Source organism: Streptomyces sp. NPDC048111 (genome assembly GCF_043202815.1).
In the GTDB taxonomy this organism is placed as follows: Bacteria; Actinomycetota; Actinomycetes; order Streptomycetales; family Streptomycetaceae; genus Streptomyces.
Genome location: NZ_JBIDBD010000003.1, coordinates 179,852 through 194,720, shown reverse-complemented (window position 1 = coordinate 194,720; position 14,869 = coordinate 179,852). Strand labels below are relative to the sequence as shown.

The window sequence follows — 14,869 nt, the reverse complement described above, 5'->3', positions numbered from 1 at the left end:
ATGCCTCGCGTGCTCCTCATAGAAGACGACCCCTCCGTTCGCGAAGGGGTCGAGCTCGGCCTGCGCAGGCGCGGCCACGAGGTGCTGGCCGCCGGGACCGGCGAGGCGGGACTCGCCTCGCTCGCCACCTTCCACCCCGATCTGGTGCTCCTCGACCTGATGCTGCCCGGCATGAACGGCGTCCAGGTCTGCCGCCGCATCCGCGACACCAGCCAGCTGCCGATCATCATGCTCACCGCGCGCGGCGACGACTTCGACGTGGTGATCGGCCTGGAGGCCGGGGCCGACGACTACATCGTCAAGCCCGCCCGCACCGAGGTCATCGAGGCCCGCATCCGGGCGGTGCTGCGCCGCCTCGCCGACCCCGTCACCCGCACCGGGCCCGAGCTGCACGGCGAGCTCGCCCTGGACCGGGCGGGACTGACCGCCGCCAAGAACGGCGAGCGCCTCGCCCTCGCCCCGTCCGAACTGAAGCTCCTGCTGCACCTCGCGGCCTCGCCCGAGCAGGTCTTCAGCCGCCAGCAGCTCCTCGAATCGGTGTGGGAGCACAGCTACCACGGCGACGCCCGCCTGGTCGACGCCTGCGTGCGGCGGCTGCGCCAGAAGCTCGGCGACACCGCGGGCACCGACGGCACCCCCCGCTACATCCAGACCGTGCGCGGCTTCGGCTACCGCTTCGGGCCGCTGTGAGACTCCCCTCCCGCCGCACCCGGCGGCTCGGCCTGCGCTCCCGGCTGATCGCCGCGTTCCTCCTGGTGGCCGCGATCAGCGCGCTCACCACCGCGGCCCTCACCTACCAGTCGGCCCGCTCGGCCATCCTCAAGCAGGCCCAGGACCAGGCCGTCGACCAGTTCCGCGAGCAGATCGCCAACGAGTACTTCTCGCTGCCCACCTCCGTGCCGGCGCTGCAGAACAGCTGCCGCACCCTGGCCAGGTCGGGCAAGCCGCACCCCTGGTACGTGTTCGCCGAGTACGGCACGCTGCGCGCCTCCTCCACCAACCGGCCCACCTCGACGGTGATCACGGACGAGCTGCGCCGGCAGACCCACGCGAACGCGCACGGCTCGTTCCAGCGGGTGATCCAGGACGGCACTCCGTATCTGACCATCGGCATGCCGGTGATGTTCAACCAGGGCGTCGACCAGCAGCGCAGCGGGGTCTATCTCTACGCCGTGATGGACCTCAAGACCGAGAGCATCACCATCCGGGCCATGGTCTCGGCCGCCAAGAACGGCGCGCTGCCCGCGCTGGCGGTGGCCGTGGTGCCGGCCCTGCTCGCCGCACGCAGCGTGCTGCGGCCGGTGCGCGACCTGCGGCGGGCCGCCAGCAGCATGGGCAAGGGGCGCCTCGACACCCGGATCGAGGTCAAGGGCTCGGACGAACTGGCCGATCTGGCCTGGACGTTCAACGAGTCGGCCGAGGAACTGGAGCGCTCCGTCGAGGAGTTGCAGAAGGCCGAGGCCCGCGCCCGGCGTTTCGCCTCCGACGTCAGCCACGAACTGCGCACCCCGCTGGCCGGGATGCTCGCGGTGACCGAGGTCCTGGACGAGGACGCCGACGGGCTCGACCCGGACACGGCGCGCGCGGTGCGCCTGATCTCGGCCGAGACCGGCAAGCTGGCCACGCTCGTCGAAGACCTGATGGAGATCTCCCGCTTCGACGCCAGGGCCGCCGAGCTCCACCCCGACGAGGTGGACGTCGCCGAGACCATCCGCAAGACCCTCCAGCGGCGCCACTGGCAGGACCGCGTGATCACCGAACTCCCGGACGGCGTACGGGCGATGATCGATCCCCGGCGCTTCGACATCGTGGTGGCCAACCTCGTCGGCAACGCCCTGCGGCACGGCGCGGAGCCGGTGACCGTACGGCTGCGCCCCGCGTCCGGCGACCGGCCCCTGGTGGTGGAGGTCGCCGACCGGGGGCCCGGCATCGACGCGGCCGTCCTGCCGCACATCTTCGACCGGTTCTTCAAGGCGGACGCGGCCCGCACCCGCTCGGCGGGCAGCGGGCTCGGCCTCGCGATCACCCAGGAGAACGTGCGGCTGCACGGCGGCACCGTGCGCGCGGCGAACGGGCCGCGGGGCGGCGCCGTCTTCACGGTCGAGCTGCCCACCGGGGTCCTCGGGGCGCCCGCGCAGGCGGCGCGATGACCGGGCTCAGGATCCCCGCACTGCGGTCGGTGGCCGCGCTGGCGCTGGTGCCCGCCGGCCTGTTCGCGACGGGCTGCGGCATCCAGTCCACCGACGTCATCGCGGTGGGCGGCCCCGCGAGCGCGCAGGCCATGCCGCCCGTCGACGGCTCCACGGTGCTCTACTTCACGGGGCCCGAAGGCCTGATGCCCGTGGTGCGCGAAGGGCCGCGCCGACCGCCCCTGCCGCTGCTGTTCGCGGGCCCCGACAAGAACGAGCGGGCCGCCGGCATCCGCACCGAACTGCCCGCCGGAATCAGGCCGTTGAGGACGAGCGCGACCGACGCCCTGGTCACCGTCACGCTCGACGGGGACATCGCGGGCCTCTCCCCGCTCGCCCAGCAGCAGATCGCCTGCACGGCCCGCCAGGAGGTGACCCGCAGCCCCCGGACGCGGGTGATGATCGTCGGCGGCGCGACCTCGCTCGGGCCCGTCGACTGCCCGGGCACCGGGGACGGGCCGGGCTGAGCGGGGGGAGGGAGACGGGGCCGGCGGAGCGGGGCCGGGCGTCGCGCCGGGCGGGGGTCGGCGGCCGGGCGTCGCGCCGAGCGGGGTCGGCGGCCGGCCGGGCGTCGCTGTTGACTTCAATTCAGTAAACCCACGGGTAACACCCTGGCGCCCGCGCCGCCGAGGCCGCAAGCTCTGCGTGTGGAGAATTCAGCCAGCGCCCTACAGCCCGCCGCCCCGGTCGTCCTGCGGCTGCGGCGCTCCCTGACCTGGGTCCCGCTCGCCGCCGCCGTCGCGGTCGTGATCTGGGGCCTCGCCGCCGTAGCGGTCTTCGACGGCCCCAACGGGGACGTCGCCGGCCCCGTGATGAGCGCCGCCGGCCTCGTCCTGTTCGCCGCCGCGGCCACCTTCGTGGGGTACCTGGTGCGCCCGCTGCGCCTGGACGTGGACGCCGACACCTTCACCGTCCGGCTGCCGACCTGGCTCGCCGGGCGCGTCGACTGGGACGACGTCAGCGCCGTGACCGCCGTCGCCGTGCGCTCGGGCCCCAAGGTGCGCCGCTTCCTCGTCCTCGACCTGCGCTCACCCGCCCTGCCCTACATCAGCCGCCCCCGCTCGATGTACCGGCGCCTCGCGCCCGTGCTCGGCCGCGCCCCGGGGGCCCACGGGCTCTGCTTCGAGGAGCAGCTCTTCGTCTTCGACGCCTGCGCCGTCGCCTCGCTGGTGCGCCGGTTCGCGCCGGCGGAGGTCGCCGTCGAGGACCGCACGGCACAACCGGCCGACAGTCCCTGGCAGTTCTGACCGGCTTCTTGCCTCGCGGCAGAGCGACCGCCACCGTGTACGCGTACGTCCCGCGCGCCGACAGCACCACCCGCGGGCGCGTACGCCGACGACCGCTGCCCGGAATCGGAGTGTTCATGGCCGGATTCACACTGCCCCACACCCTCCACGGCGACGGCCCGCACCGGGTCGTCGCCGTGCACGGCTGGCTCGCCGACCGCGGCGACTACGCGGCCGTCCTGCCCGACCTCGACGCCGCCGCGTTCACCTACGCCTTCGTGGACCTGCGCGGCTACGGCGAGGCCAGGAACGCCTCCGGCGCGTTCACCACGAGCGAGGGCGCCCAGGACGTGCTGGCGCTCGCCGACCGGCTCGGCTGGCACCGCTTCTCCCTGATCGGCCACTCGATGGGCGGCGCCGTCGTCCAGCGCGTCCTCGCCGCCACCCCCGACCGGGTGCGGCGCATGGTCGGCATATCGCCCGTACCGGCCAGTGGCATGCCGATGGACGAGGCGACCCGTGCCCTGTTCACCGGGGCGGCCGAGTACCCGGCCAAGCGCCGCGCGATCATCGACCTCACCACCGGCGGCAACCGACCCGACGCCTGGCTCGACCGGATGACCTGGCGCTCGGTGGAGCGCAGCGACCCCAAGGCGTTCCGCGCCTGGCTCGACTCCTGGTCGGGCGAGGACTTCCACGAGGAGACCGAGGGCTCCCCGGTGCCCGCGCTCGCGGTGACCGGAGCGCTCGACCCGGCCATCAACGCCGAGTTCCTGCGCGGCACTTGGCTGCGCTGGTATCCGGCGGGCCAGCTCGTCGAACTGCCCCTGGCCGGCCACCACGCCATGGACGAGGCGCCGCTCGACCTGATCCGCACCGTCGAGGACTTCCTGCGGGCCGACCATGTCTGAGCCCCCGGCCGCCGCACGCACCGGCGCCCCGGGCCCGCACCGCCGTGACTGACCTCCCGGACGTCTTCGACCCGCGCCGGTACGCGACCGGCCCGCCGCACGCCGCCTACCGCGAGCTCCGCGACCGCCACCCGGTCGCCCGGCAGGCCGAGCCCGAGGTGCTCGGCTGGCCGGCCGGCCCCGGCTTCTGGGCGGTCACCCGGCACGCCGACGTCACGGCCGTCCTCAAGGACACGGGCACCTTCTCCTCCGCGCTCGGCGCCACCCAGATCCGCGACCCCGACCCGGCGGACCTGCCCTTCATCCGCCGCATGATGCTCAACCAGGACCCGCCGGAGCACCTCGCCCTGCGCCGCCTGGTGAGCCGGGCCTTCACCCCGGGCCGCGTCGAGCGCTTCGAGGCCACGGTGCGCGAGCGCGCCCGCACCCTGCTCACCGCGGCCCGCGACGGAGCCGAGGACGGGGTGCTCGACGCGGTCGCCGACGTCACCGACGACTACGCCCTGCTCAACCTCACCGATCTGCTCGGGGTGCCGCCCGGCGACCGGGGGCTGCTCCTGGAGTGGACCGAGCGGGTCATCGCCTACCAGGACCCGGACGAGCCCCCCGTCCGCGGCCCCGGCGGGCGGCCCGTCAACCCGCGCTCGCCCGCGATGCTGGCCGAGATGTTCGCGTACGCCCAGGAGCTCGCCGCCCACAAGCGCGCACGTCCGGCCGACGACATCATGACCTCGCTCGCCCACGCGCAACTCGCCGACGCCGAACTGGAGATGTTCTTCTTCCTGCTGACGGTGGCGGGCAACGACACGGTCCGCGCGGCCGCCCCCGGAGGTCTGCTCGCCCTGGCCGAACACCCGGCGCAGCGTGCTCTGCTGAGTGAACGTCAGGTGCCGGTGGACACGGCCGTCGACGAACTCCTGCGGTGGCACCCCCCGGTGCTGAGCTTCCGGCGCACCGCCGGGCACGCCACCGAACTCGGCGGGCAGCCGATCGCGGCGGGGGACAAGGTCGTGGTCTTCCACGCGTCGGCCAATCACGACGAGCGCGTCTTCACCGATCCGCACCGCCTCGACCTGGCCCGCAGCCCCAACCCGCACGTCTCCTTCGGCGACGGCCCGCACGTCTGCCTGGGCGCCCACTTCGCCCGGCTGCAGCTGAGAGTGCTGCACGAGGAGGCCCTGCGCGCCTGGCCCCGTACGGAACTCGCCGCCCCGCCCCGTCGTCTCGTCTCCAACTTCATCAACGGCATCAAGTCTCTCTACCTGAAGGTGAGTTGAGCACGGCGGGCGCGATGTGACGTTGGGCCGCCGGGGCGGTGCCCGGGCACCCCGGTGGCGACCGGGTCCGCCCGGGCGGACCCCGTGGGGAGTTCGTGCCCGTGTTCGACATGCCCATGACGTGGCCCCCGGCACGGCGTTACGCTGCGCGGACGTTCGCCTTCGGGAGGTAAGCATGCGTCGTCCCGCTGCCCGCACCCTGTCCCTCCTCGCCGCGGCGGCCGCGGTGGCCGCCTCGGTCGCGGCGGCCCCGCCCACCACGGCCGCGCCGCCGGGCCGCACCCCCGCCAAGGTGCCGGAGGTGATCGGCTACGGGGGAGCCGTCGCCAGCGCCGACGCCGACGCGTCCGCCGCGGGCCTCGACGTCCTGAAGCACGGCGGCAACGCGGTGGACGCGGCCGTCGCCACCGCGGCGGCCCTCGGCGTCACCGAGCCGTACTCCGCGGGCATCGGCGGAGGAGGCTACTTCGTCTACTACGACGCGGCCTCCCGCTCCGTGCACACCCTCGACGGCCGCGAGACCGCCCCCGCGTCGGCCACCTCCTCGCTCTTCCTGGAGAACGGCAAGCCGCTGTCCTTCGCGGACGCGGTGACCAGCGGACTCAGCGTCGGCACCCCCGGCACCACGGCCACCTGGGACCGGGCGCTCGACGCCTGGGGCACCAAGTCCCTCGGCTCCCTCCTCAAGCCCGCGGAGCGCCTGGCCCGCGACGGCTTCACCGTGGACGCCACCTTCCGCAAGCAGACCGCCGACAACCAGACCCGCCTCGCCGACTTCCCCGCCTCCGCCGCGCTGTTCCTGCCCGGCGGGCAGCCCCCGGCGGTCGGCTCCACCTTCAAGAACCCCGATCTGGCGCGCACCTACGAGGAGTTGGGGCGCAAGGGCGTCGACGCCCTGTACCGGGGCGACCTCGGCGCGGACGTCGTACGGACCGTCCGCACACCGCCCGTCGACCCGAAGTCCACCCGGGTGGTGCGCAAGGGCGACCTCACCGAGCAGGACCTGCGCGCCTACCGGGTGATGTTCCGGGCCCCCGCCAAGGTCGGCTACCGGGGGCTCGACGTCTACGGCATGCCGCCGTCCAGCTCCGGCGGCACCACCGTCGGCGAGGCGCTCAACATCCTGGAGCGCACCGATCTGTCCAAGGCCTCCGAGGTCCAGTACCTGCACCACTACATCGAGGCGAGCCGGATCGCGTTCGCCGACCGGGGGCGCTGGGTCGGCGACCCGGCCTTCGAGAAGGTGCCCACCCGTGGGCTGCTCTCGCAGCGCTTCGCCGACGCCCGGGCCTGCCTGATCAGGGACGACGCGGTCCTCACCAGCCCGCTCGCGCCCGGTGACCCGAGCCACCCCGAGGCGTGCGGGACGTCCGGCGCCGCGGCACCCACCACGTACGAGGGCGAGAACACCACGCATCTGACGGTGGCCGACAAGTGGGGCAACGTCGTCTCGTACACCCTGACGATCGAGCAGACCGGCGGCAGCGGGATCACCGTGCCGGGCCGCGGCTTCCTGCTCAACAACGAACTCACCGACTTCTCCTTCGCCCCGGCGAATCCCGCCGTCCACGACCCCAATCTGCCGGGCCCGGGCAAGCGCCCGCGCTCGTCCATCTCGCCGCTGATCGTGCTCGACCGCCACGACCAACCGGTGCTCGCGCTCGGTTCGCCCGGCGGCGCCTCCATCATCACCACCGTCCTCCAGACGCTGATCAACCACCTGGACCGCGGCATGCCGCTCGTCGACGCCATCGCGGCGCCGCGCGCCAGCCAGCGCAACGCCGCCAACACGGAGCTCGAACCCGCCCTCTACAACAGCCCGTTGAGGGCGGACCTCGAAGCACTGGGGCACTCCTTCACGCTGAACCCCGAGATCGGGGCGGCGACCGGAGTGCAGCGCCTGCCCGACGGGCGCTGGCTCGCCGCCGCCGAGCCGGTGCGGCGCGGAGGCGGCTCGGCGCTTGTGGTCCATCCGAGTGGAAAGCAGTAGAACCGGCCGAAGTTGCCGACGAGGCCCGTGGCCCCCGCCCTGAACGGCCGGGAACCACGGGCCTCTTGTCGCGGACGGGGCCGAAGCGGTGACGGGCGACGATCGGATGATCCGCACAACGGGTAAGGAAGCGGTCCCGACAGAAGGGTTGTCCACCCCCGTGCGCTCCAGACCGTTCACCCTCGCCCTCGCATCGGGCGCCGCCCTGCTCGCCGCGGCCGCTCTCCCCGCCACCGCGCGGGGCGCCGACGCCGTCCCGTCGACCGCGCGCGACCCGGCAGCGGCCGTCGCTCCGGCCGCCGGCGCCGACAACGGGCCGGTGGGGGCCGCCCAGCTCCTCGCCAAGACGCAGAGCTGCGCCCAGATCTCCCACGGCAAATACCGCACGGACCCCGGGGCGGAGGCCACCGTGCCCGTCTGCGGTCTGAACGGCGCCGTGTTCTGGACGGCCGATCTGGACATCGACTGCGACGGCCGGGTCGGCAAGGCCTGCAACAAGAAGACCGACCCGTGGTTCCAGCCCGAGACCCGCTTCCACCAGTCGAACGACACGCCGCTCGACGCGGAGCGGCTGCCGTACGTGGTGGTGCCGGGTGCGAGTGCCCGGTGGGACCACGCCGCGGCGGGCATCACGGGCGGCACGGTGGCGGCCGTCGTCTACAACAACAGCGTCGAGTACGCCGTCGTCGGCGACACCGGGCCCACCGCCACCATCGGCGAGGCCTCCTACGCCACGGCCAAGGCGCTCGGGATCGACCCGACGCCCCGGACCGGCGGGGCCCCGTCCGGCGTCACGTACATCCTGTTCAGGGACTCCCGCAGCGAGCCCATCGAGAGCCATGACGCGACGGTCGCCCTGGGCCGTGAACTGGCGCAGCGGTTCCTGGCCGCCAACTAGGGGGAGCACCCGGCCCGGCGGGAGCGTGCCTGCCGGGCCTGGCGCGAGCGTGCCTGCCCGGCCGGGGGCCCTGCCGGTGGGTGCCGGGTGCCACCGGCCGTGGGCTGCCGTCCGCGACCGTCCTGGAGGGCGGTGAGGACGGGCGGCCCGACGGGCACCGGTCCTAGAGGGCGGTCAGGACGCGCGGCCCATCGTGGGTGATGGCCACCGTGTGCTCGGCGTGCGCCGCCCGCGCCCCGCTCACCGTGCGCAGCGTCCAACCGTCGGCCGCCGGGTAGTAGCCGTCGGTGCCGTCGCCGATCACCATGGGCTCGATCGCGAGCACCATCCCGTGCCGCAGCCGCATGCCCCGCCCGGCCCGGCCCTCGTTCGGCACTCCCGGGTCCTCGTGCATGTGCCGGCCGATGCCGTGGCCGCCGAAACCGTCCGGAATGCCGTAGCCCGCCGAGCGGCACTCCGTGCCGATCGCGTGCGCGATGTCGCCGATCCGGTTGCCGACGACCGCCGCCGCGATGCCCGCGTCCAGCGCCTTGAAGGCCGTCTCCACCAGCCGTACGTCCGCCGGCCGGGCCCGGCCGACCGTGAAGCTGATCGCCGAGTCCCCGGCCCAGCCGTCGAGGACCGCGCCGAAGTCCACGCTGACCAGGTCCCCGTCCCGCAGCCGGTAGCCGTCCGGGATGCCGTGCACGATCGCGTCGTTGACCGAGACGCAGGCGGTGGCCGGGAAGGGGACGGGGGCGAACTCGGGGTGATAGTCCAGGAACGGCGAGGTGGCACCCGCCTTGTACAGGACCTCGCGCGCCGCCTCGTCCAGCTCGCCGAGGCTCACTCCCACCCCCGCCGCGTCCCTCGCCGCCGCCAGCGCCTGGGCGACCACCCGCCCCGCCTCACGCATCGCGTCCATCTGTGCATCGCTCTTGATCTCCACCATTCCCATTACTATACCGGTATTTAAATGGGGTGACTGCACCGGCCGTGGCGCGGACCCGCCGGTCGCGGCACCGGCCACGGCACCGGCCTCGGTGCGGGCCCGCTGTCGCGGCCGGCCGCGGCGAAACGAGGCGGGCCGGGGCGGACCGGGGCCGGCCGGGGTGGCGTCCCGGGCGGCGGGTCTAGAATCGCCGCATGGTCCGCACTCCTCTCACTCCCGCAGAGCGTGAACGCGGCGAGCGGCTCGGCCGGTTGCTCCGCTCGGCGCGGGGCGACCGCAGCATGACGGAGATCGCGGCCGCGGCGGGCCTGTCCGCCGAGACCCTCCGCAAGATCGAGACGGGCCGGGCCCCGACCCCCGCGTTCTTCACGGTGGCGGCGCTGGCCTCGGTCCTCGGCCTGTCGATGGACGACATCGCCTCCGCCTGCGCACCCCCGCCCGCAGTGGCCGCGTGACCTCCGTGCCGCCGCGCATCCCGCGCATCCCGCGCAGGGCGGCACGCGTAGCGGTGCGCGACCCGCTCGGCGCGGTGTTCCTGCTGCGCTACGACAACGAAGAGGCCGGCCCGCACTGGGCCCTGCCCGGCGGTGGCCTCGACCCCGGCGAGACCCCGCGCGAGGGCGCCCGCCGCGAGCTGCGCGAGGAGACCGGCTGGACCGATCTCGAACCGGGCCCGCTGCTGTGCACCTGGACCCACGACTTCACCCGCGCGGGGATCCCCGTCCGCCAGCACGAACACGTCTACCTGTCCGTCGTTCCCCTGGCCCGCCGGGCCCTCGGCGCAGGCGTCGCCGAGGCCCACCGTGCCGACGGCATCCTCGGCTCGCGCTGGTGGAGCGCGGGCGAGCTTCGGGACGCGGACGAGCAGATCTGGCCGCCCCGCCTCCCGGCGCTGCTGGACCGGCACGCGTCCGGCGCCCCGCCGGTCGAGCTGGGGTACGTGGACCCGCGCGAGGTGCCCGGCACGTTCGGCTGAGCCGTCGGGGAGCCGGTGGTGCCGTTCGTACGCAGGCGCCACGCGCGGGGACGGAACGGCGCCCTTCGGCCGAGGTCCGCGCGCATGAGGGCGGGCCCGGCGGTGCCCCGTCTGCCTGTTCGGCGCAATAGATCCTGCGTGGACGCGTGCCCAGGGCGACCGTGGGAGCGTGTTCATCTCCCGCACCCGCCGGCGCCGCTCGCCGAGAGCCGTCGCCGCCCTGGCCGCCGGCGCCCTCGCGCTGCTCGCCGCCTGCGCTCCCGACCCGCACGTCTCGGCCGCCTCCGCCGTGGGTCGCGCCGACCCCGCGACGCTGGTCTTCCACCACCCCGGGGTGGTCGTCGGCGCCGGCCAGCTCGCCACGGTGCGGGCGAAGGTGCGGGCCGGGCAGGAGCCGTGGAGCTCGGCCTACGAGAAGATGCGGACCAGCCGTTACGGCTCGCTGAGCTATGTGCCGCACCCCGCCGAGACCGTCCCCTGCCCGCCGAACGCGGGCCCGCCCGCCTGCCTCGCCGAGCGCGAGGACGCCATCGCCGCGTACACCCAGGCCCTGCTGTGGTCGGTCAATGGCAACGAGGCCCACGCGAAGAAGGCCGTCGAGATCATGGACGGCTGGGCGGGGACCATCAAGCAGCACACCGAGGGCAACGCCGACCTCCAGACGGCCTGGGCCGGGTCGTCCTGGGCGCGCGCCGCCGACATCGTGCACGCGGGCTATCCGCAGTGGCGGGGCCCGGCGGTGCAGCGCTTCAAGTGGATGCTGCGCAAGGCGTATCTGCCCGCCGTCACCGCCAAGGTCCCCGACTACAACGGGAATTGGGAGCTGGCGATGACGGACGCGGCCATCGGCATCGCCGTCTTCGTCGAGGACCACCAGATCTTCAAGGACGCCCTCGACCGCTACCGCGCCCGCGTCCCCGCCTACTTCTACCTGGCCTCCGACGGCCGGCTCCCCAAGCCTCCGCCCGGCGGCTCGATGAACACCGCCGACCGGCTGGCGACGTACTGGTTCGGCCAGCGCACCTACCAGGACGGGCTCGGCCAGGAGACGTGCCGCAACTTCATGCACATCGGGTACTCGCTGGCCGCCTCCGCCCACATCGCGGAGACCGCCTGGCAGCAGGGGATCGACCTGTACGGGCCGACCGCCGAGCGCCTGAAGGCGGCGGCCGAGTTCCACGCCCGCTACCAGCTGGGGGAGCCGGCGCCGGGCTGGCTGTGCGGCGGCAAGGTCGAGCGAACCATGGGCCCGGACGTCGAGGTGCTGCTCAACCACCTCCAGAACCGGCTGCACATGGCGCTGCCGGAGACGAGCAGGCTCGCCGAACGGCAGCGGCCGGGCGGCACCGACGACCTCTTCGTCGCCTGGGAGACCCTCACCCACGCCCAGAATCCCGGCACCGCGGTGTGATGGCGGCGGGATCCGGACGAATCCGCGGCGCATTCAACAGAACGTTGAAGATCGGGGATTGAGCGGCGGGGGGCCGTGGGCAGGGTCCGGGCAATGGACACGACCAGCCACCCGCCCTCCGAGGCCCGCAGACCCCCGCCGACCGCCTCTCCGGCGCAGATCCGCGGACCCCGGTCGGCCGCCGCCCCGGCGCAGGCCCGCGCGCCCCGGCCGCCCGTCTCTCCGGCGCAGGCCGGCGCGCCCCGGCCGCCCGCCGCCGCCTTCTTCGACGTGGAGGGCACCCTGCTCGCCACGCCGGACCTGGCCGCCGTCACCGTGCCGCTCGGCCGGCTGTGGCATCCGCCGGTCCTGGCCGCCCTGCACGGTCATCTGGCGCTCGGGCACCTGGTGGTCCTCGTGGCCCGGGCGAGCGCCGCCGAGCTCGCGCCCGTCACCCGCCAGCTCGCGCCCGACGCCGTGCTCTGCTCCACCCCGCGGGCGCCGATGGCCGGCCAGGGCAAGGGGTACGCGGCCCGTACGCTGCTGCGCGAGCGCGGCATCACGGCGGCCCGCTGCTACGCGTACGCGGACGAGGCGGCGGACCTGCCGCTGCTCGCCGAGGTCGGCCACCGCGTGGTCGTGGGCGAGGACCCGGTGCTGCTGCGCCACGCCCGGCGCGGCAACTGGGGCCGTCTGCCCGGTCCGTACGGCACGCCAGGTGACGCCGCGTCAGGCCTTGGGGAGCCCTTCACGCGGGGTTGACCTGTGGCGCCGCAATTAGCCTCGCCGAAGCGGCGATGGTCTTGCCACGGTGCGTGACGCGCCTTACGGTCTCATCCACACACGGATCTACGCGTGTGGATTTGGCTGGCTGACGACCCGTCGAAGGAGCAGCTCATGGCCAATGTCGTGCGCGCCGCACTGGTCCAGGCGACCTGGACCGGCGACACCGAATCCATGATCGCCAAGCATGAGGAACACGCCCGCGAGGCGGCCCGGCAGGGTGCGAAGATCATCGGCTTCCAGGAGGTGTTCAACGCCCCCTACTTCTGCCAGGTGCAGGAGGCCGAGCACTACCGCTGGGCCGAACCCGTCCCCGACGGCCCGACCGTCACCCGGATGAGGGAACTCGCGCGCGAGACCGGGATGGTCGTCGTCGTCCCCGTCTTCGAGATCGAGGACGAGGGCTTCTACTACAACACCGCGGCCGTCATCGACGCCGACGGCAGCTACCTCGGCAAGTACCGCAAGCACCACATCCCGCAGGTCAAGGGCTTCTGGGAGAAGTACTACTTCAAGCCCGGAAACCTCGGCTGGCCGGTCTTCGACACGGCCGTCGGCAAGGTCGGGGTGTACATCTGCTACGACCGCCACTTCCCCGAGGGCTGGCGTCAACTCGGCCTCAACGGCGCCCAGTTGGTCTACAACCCGTCGGCCACCTCGCGCGGCCTCTCCGCCCACCTCTGGCAGCTGGAGCAGCCGGCGTCCGCGGTCGCCAACGAGTACTTCATCGCCGCCATCAACCGCGTGGGCCGCGAGGAGTACGGCGACAACGACTTCTACGGCACGAGCTACTTCGTCGACCCGCGCGGGCAGTTCGTCGGCGAGGTCGCCGACGACAAGGACGAGCAACTCCTCGTCCGCGACCTGGACTTCGGCCTCATCGAGCAGGTCCGCCAACAGTGGGCGTTCTACCGCGACCGCCGCCCCGACGCCTACGAAGGCCTGGTGAAGCCGTGAACCGCCCCCTGTACGAACGTCACCGCGCCGTCCTGCCCGACTGGCTCGCCCTCTACTACCGGCGGCCCATCGAGATCACCCACGGTGAGGGCCGCCACGTCTGGGACGCCGAGGGCAACCAGTACCTCGACTTCTTCGGCGGCATCCTCACCACGATGACCGCCCACGCGCTGCCCGAGGTCACCAAGGCCGTCGCCGAACAGGCCGGCCGGATCATCCACTCCTCGACGCTCTACCTCAACCGCCCGATGGTCGAACTGGCCGAGCGCATCGCCCAGTTGTCGGGCATCCCCGACGCCCGGGTCTTCTTCACCACCTCCGGCACCGAGGCCAACGACACAGCGCTGCTGCTCGCGACCGCCCACCGGGGCTCCAACCAGATCCTCGCGATGCGCAACAGCTACCACGGCCGCTCGTTCAGCGCGGTCGGCATCACCGGCAACCACGCCTGGTCGCCGACCAGCCTCTCGCCGCTCCAGACGCTGTACGTGCACGGCGGCGTCCGCACCCGCGGCCCCTACGCCCACCTCACCGACGCCCAGTTCGTCCAGGCCTGCGTGGCCGACCTGGAGGACCTGCTCGGCCACACCCGCAACGTGGCCGCCCTGATCGCCGAGCCCGTCCAGGGCGTGGGCGGCTTCACCTCGCCCCCCGACGGTCTGTACGCCGCGTTCCGCGAGGTCCTCGACCGGCACGGCATCCTGTGGATCACCGACGAGGTGCAGACCGGCTGGGGCCGTACCGGCGATCATTTCTGGGGCTGGCAGGCCCACGGGCAGAACGGGCCGCCCGACATCCTCACCTTCGCCAAGGGCATCGGCAACGGCATGTCCATCGGCGGTGTCGTCGCCCGCGCCGAGGTCATGAACAGCCTCGACAGCAACTCGATCTCGACCTTCGGCGGCTCACCCGTCACCATGGCCGCCGGCCTCGCCAACCTCTCCTACCTGCTCGAACACGACCTCCAGGGCAACGCGCGCCGGGTCGGCGGGCTGCTCATGGAACGGCTGCGCGCGATCTGCGCCCAGCTCCCGATGGTCCGCGAGGTGCGCGGGCGCGGCCTCATGGCCGCCATCGAGCTGGTCGACCAGCAGAGCGGCCGGGCCGACCCCGAAGCCGCCGCCGCGGTCCTCGAAGCGGCCCGCGAGGGCGGCCTCCTCATCGGCAAGGGCGGCGGCCACGACACCAGCGTGCTGCGCATCGCCCCGCCGCTCACCCTCACCGTCGCCGAGGCCGAGGAAGGCGCCGCGATCCTCGAACGCGCCCTGCACACCCTGTAGTCGACGCGGCCCGGGCACGCGCACCGGCCCGGATTCGAGAACGAGCACCGGCACGAGCACG

At 73.7% G+C, this 14,869-nt stretch carries 15 protein-coding genes; 14 read left to right on the top strand and 1 reads right to left on the bottom strand.

The window, feature by feature from the left end:
* The 8 genes from ACGF3I_RS08625 (at position 1) to ACGF3I_RS08590 (ending at position 8,491) form a co-directional block, all read left to right on the top strand.
* Complete coding sequence (locus ACGF3I_RS08625; protein ID WP_393129887.1) at positions 1–690, top strand: response regulator; 690 nt, start codon at positions 1–3, stop codon at positions 688–690.
* Positions 687–2,150, top strand: coding sequence for an ATP-binding protein (locus ACGF3I_RS08620; protein ID WP_393129886.1), 1,464 nt, complete (start codon positions 687–689; stop codon positions 2,148–2,150). The genes ACGF3I_RS08625 and ACGF3I_RS08620 overlap by 4 nt, the downstream gene beginning before the upstream one ends.
* Positions 2,147–2,656, top strand: a complete 510-nt coding sequence (locus ACGF3I_RS08615; protein ID WP_393129885.1) for a hypothetical protein — start codon at positions 2,147–2,149, stop codon at positions 2,654–2,656. The genes ACGF3I_RS08620 and ACGF3I_RS08615 overlap by 4 nt, the downstream gene beginning before the upstream one ends.
* A gap of 180 nt (positions 2,657–2,836) precedes the next feature.
* Positions 2,837–3,436 carry a hypothetical protein gene (locus tag ACGF3I_RS08610; RefSeq protein ID WP_393129884.1) on the top strand — a complete coding sequence of 200 codons (600 nt, stop codon included), beginning with the start codon at positions 2,837–2,839 and terminating at the stop codon, positions 3,434–3,436.
* A 116-nt stretch (positions 3,437–3,552) separates the two neighbouring features.
* A complete protein-coding gene (locus ACGF3I_RS08605; RefSeq protein ID WP_393129883.1) occupies positions 3,553–4,326 on the top strand; it encodes an alpha/beta fold hydrolase in 774 nt (257 codons plus the stop codon).
* Positions 4,327–4,370: 44 nt separating this feature from the next.
* A complete protein-coding gene (locus tag ACGF3I_RS08600; protein WP_393129882.1) occupies positions 4,371–5,603 on the top strand; it encodes a cytochrome P450 in 1,233 nt (410 codons plus the stop codon).
* Between the two features lie 175 nt (positions 5,604–5,778).
* Positions 5,779–7,593: a gamma-glutamyltransferase gene (gene ggt / locus ACGF3I_RS08595; protein WP_393129881.1), complete on the top strand. Its 1,815-nt coding sequence runs from the start codon at positions 5,779–5,781 to the stop codon at positions 7,591–7,593.
* 160 nt (positions 7,594–7,753) lie between these two features.
* Positions 7,754–8,491: a glycoside hydrolase family 75 protein gene (locus ACGF3I_RS08590; RefSeq protein ID WP_393129880.1), complete on the top strand. Its 738-nt coding sequence runs from the start codon at positions 7,754–7,756 to the stop codon at positions 8,489–8,491.
* A gap of 163 nt (positions 8,492–8,654) precedes the next feature.
* Here the strand turns inward: ACGF3I_RS08590 and map are convergent, their stop codons facing one another.
* Complete coding sequence (map, locus tag ACGF3I_RS08585) at positions 8,655–9,422, bottom strand: type I methionyl aminopeptidase (RefSeq protein WP_393129879.1); 768 nt, start codon at positions 9,420–9,422, stop codon at positions 8,655–8,657.
* Between the two features lie 194 nt (positions 9,423–9,616).
* On the opposite strand from map, the gene ACGF3I_RS08580 reads away from it, so the two are divergent.
* The 6 genes from ACGF3I_RS08580 (at position 9,617) to ACGF3I_RS08555 (ending at position 14,808) form a co-directional block, all read left to right on the top strand.
* The gene (locus ACGF3I_RS08580) at positions 9,617–9,877 is read left to right on the top strand and encodes a helix-turn-helix domain-containing protein (protein WP_393129878.1); all 261 of its coding nucleotides are present in this window, start codon (positions 9,617–9,619) and stop codon (positions 9,875–9,877) included.
* The gene (locus ACGF3I_RS08575; RefSeq protein WP_393129877.1) at positions 9,874–10,398 is read left to right on the top strand and encodes an NUDIX hydrolase; all 525 of its coding nucleotides are present in this window, start codon (positions 9,874–9,876) and stop codon (positions 10,396–10,398) included. Before ACGF3I_RS08580 ends, ACGF3I_RS08575 begins: the two co-directional genes overlap by 4 nt.
* Positions 10,399–10,567: 169 nt before the next feature.
* Positions 10,568–11,809, top strand: a complete 1,242-nt coding sequence (locus ACGF3I_RS08570; protein ID WP_393129876.1) for an alginate lyase family protein — start codon at positions 10,568–10,570, stop codon at positions 11,807–11,809.
* Between the two features lie 93 nt (positions 11,810–11,902).
* Entirely contained in the window at positions 11,903–12,550 is a 648-nt protein-coding gene (locus ACGF3I_RS08565) for an HAD family hydrolase (protein WP_393129875.1), read from the top strand.
* Between the two features lie 135 nt (positions 12,551–12,685).
* On the top strand, positions 12,686–13,528 hold the full coding sequence (locus tag ACGF3I_RS08560) for a nitrilase-related carbon-nitrogen hydrolase (RefSeq protein WP_393129874.1): 843 nt from the start codon (positions 12,686–12,688) through the stop codon (positions 13,526–13,528).
* Positions 13,525–14,808: an aspartate aminotransferase family protein gene (locus tag ACGF3I_RS08555; RefSeq protein WP_393129873.1), complete on the top strand. Its 1,284-nt coding sequence runs from the start codon at positions 13,525–13,527 to the stop codon at positions 14,806–14,808. The genes ACGF3I_RS08560 and ACGF3I_RS08555 overlap by 4 nt, the downstream gene beginning before the upstream one ends.
* The last annotated feature ends 61 nt before the right edge of the window (positions 14,809–14,869 follow it).

Excerpts from the sequence above, each read along its gene's own strand:
- ACGF3I_RS08625 (WP_393129887.1), top strand. The coding sequence starts at position 1 with ATGCCTCGCGTGCTCCTCATAGAAGACGACCCCTCCGTTCGCGAAGGG.
- ACGF3I_RS08615 (WP_393129885.1), top strand. The coding sequence starts at position 2,147 with ATGACCGGGCTCAGGATCCCCGCACTGCGGTCGGTGGCCGCGCTGGCG.
- ACGF3I_RS08605 (WP_393129883.1), top strand. The coding sequence starts at position 3,553 with ATGGCCGGATTCACACTGCCCCACACCCTCCACGGCGACGGCCCGCAC.
- ggt (WP_393129881.1), top strand. The coding sequence starts at position 5,779 with ATGCGTCGTCCCGCTGCCCGCACCCTGTCCCTCCTCGCCGCGGCGGCC.
- map (WP_393129879.1), bottom strand. The coding sequence starts at position 9,422 with ATGGTGGAGATCAAGAGCGATGCACAGATGGACGCGATGCGTGAGGCG.
- ACGF3I_RS08580 (WP_393129878.1), top strand. The coding sequence starts at position 9,617 with ATGGTCCGCACTCCTCTCACTCCCGCAGAGCGTGAACGCGGCGAGCGG.
- ACGF3I_RS08565 (WP_393129875.1), top strand. The coding sequence starts at position 11,903 with ATGGACACGACCAGCCACCCGCCCTCCGAGGCCCGCAGACCCCCGCCG.
- ACGF3I_RS08560 (WP_393129874.1), top strand. The coding sequence starts at position 12,686 with ATGGCCAATGTCGTGCGCGCCGCACTGGTCCAGGCGACCTGGACCGGC.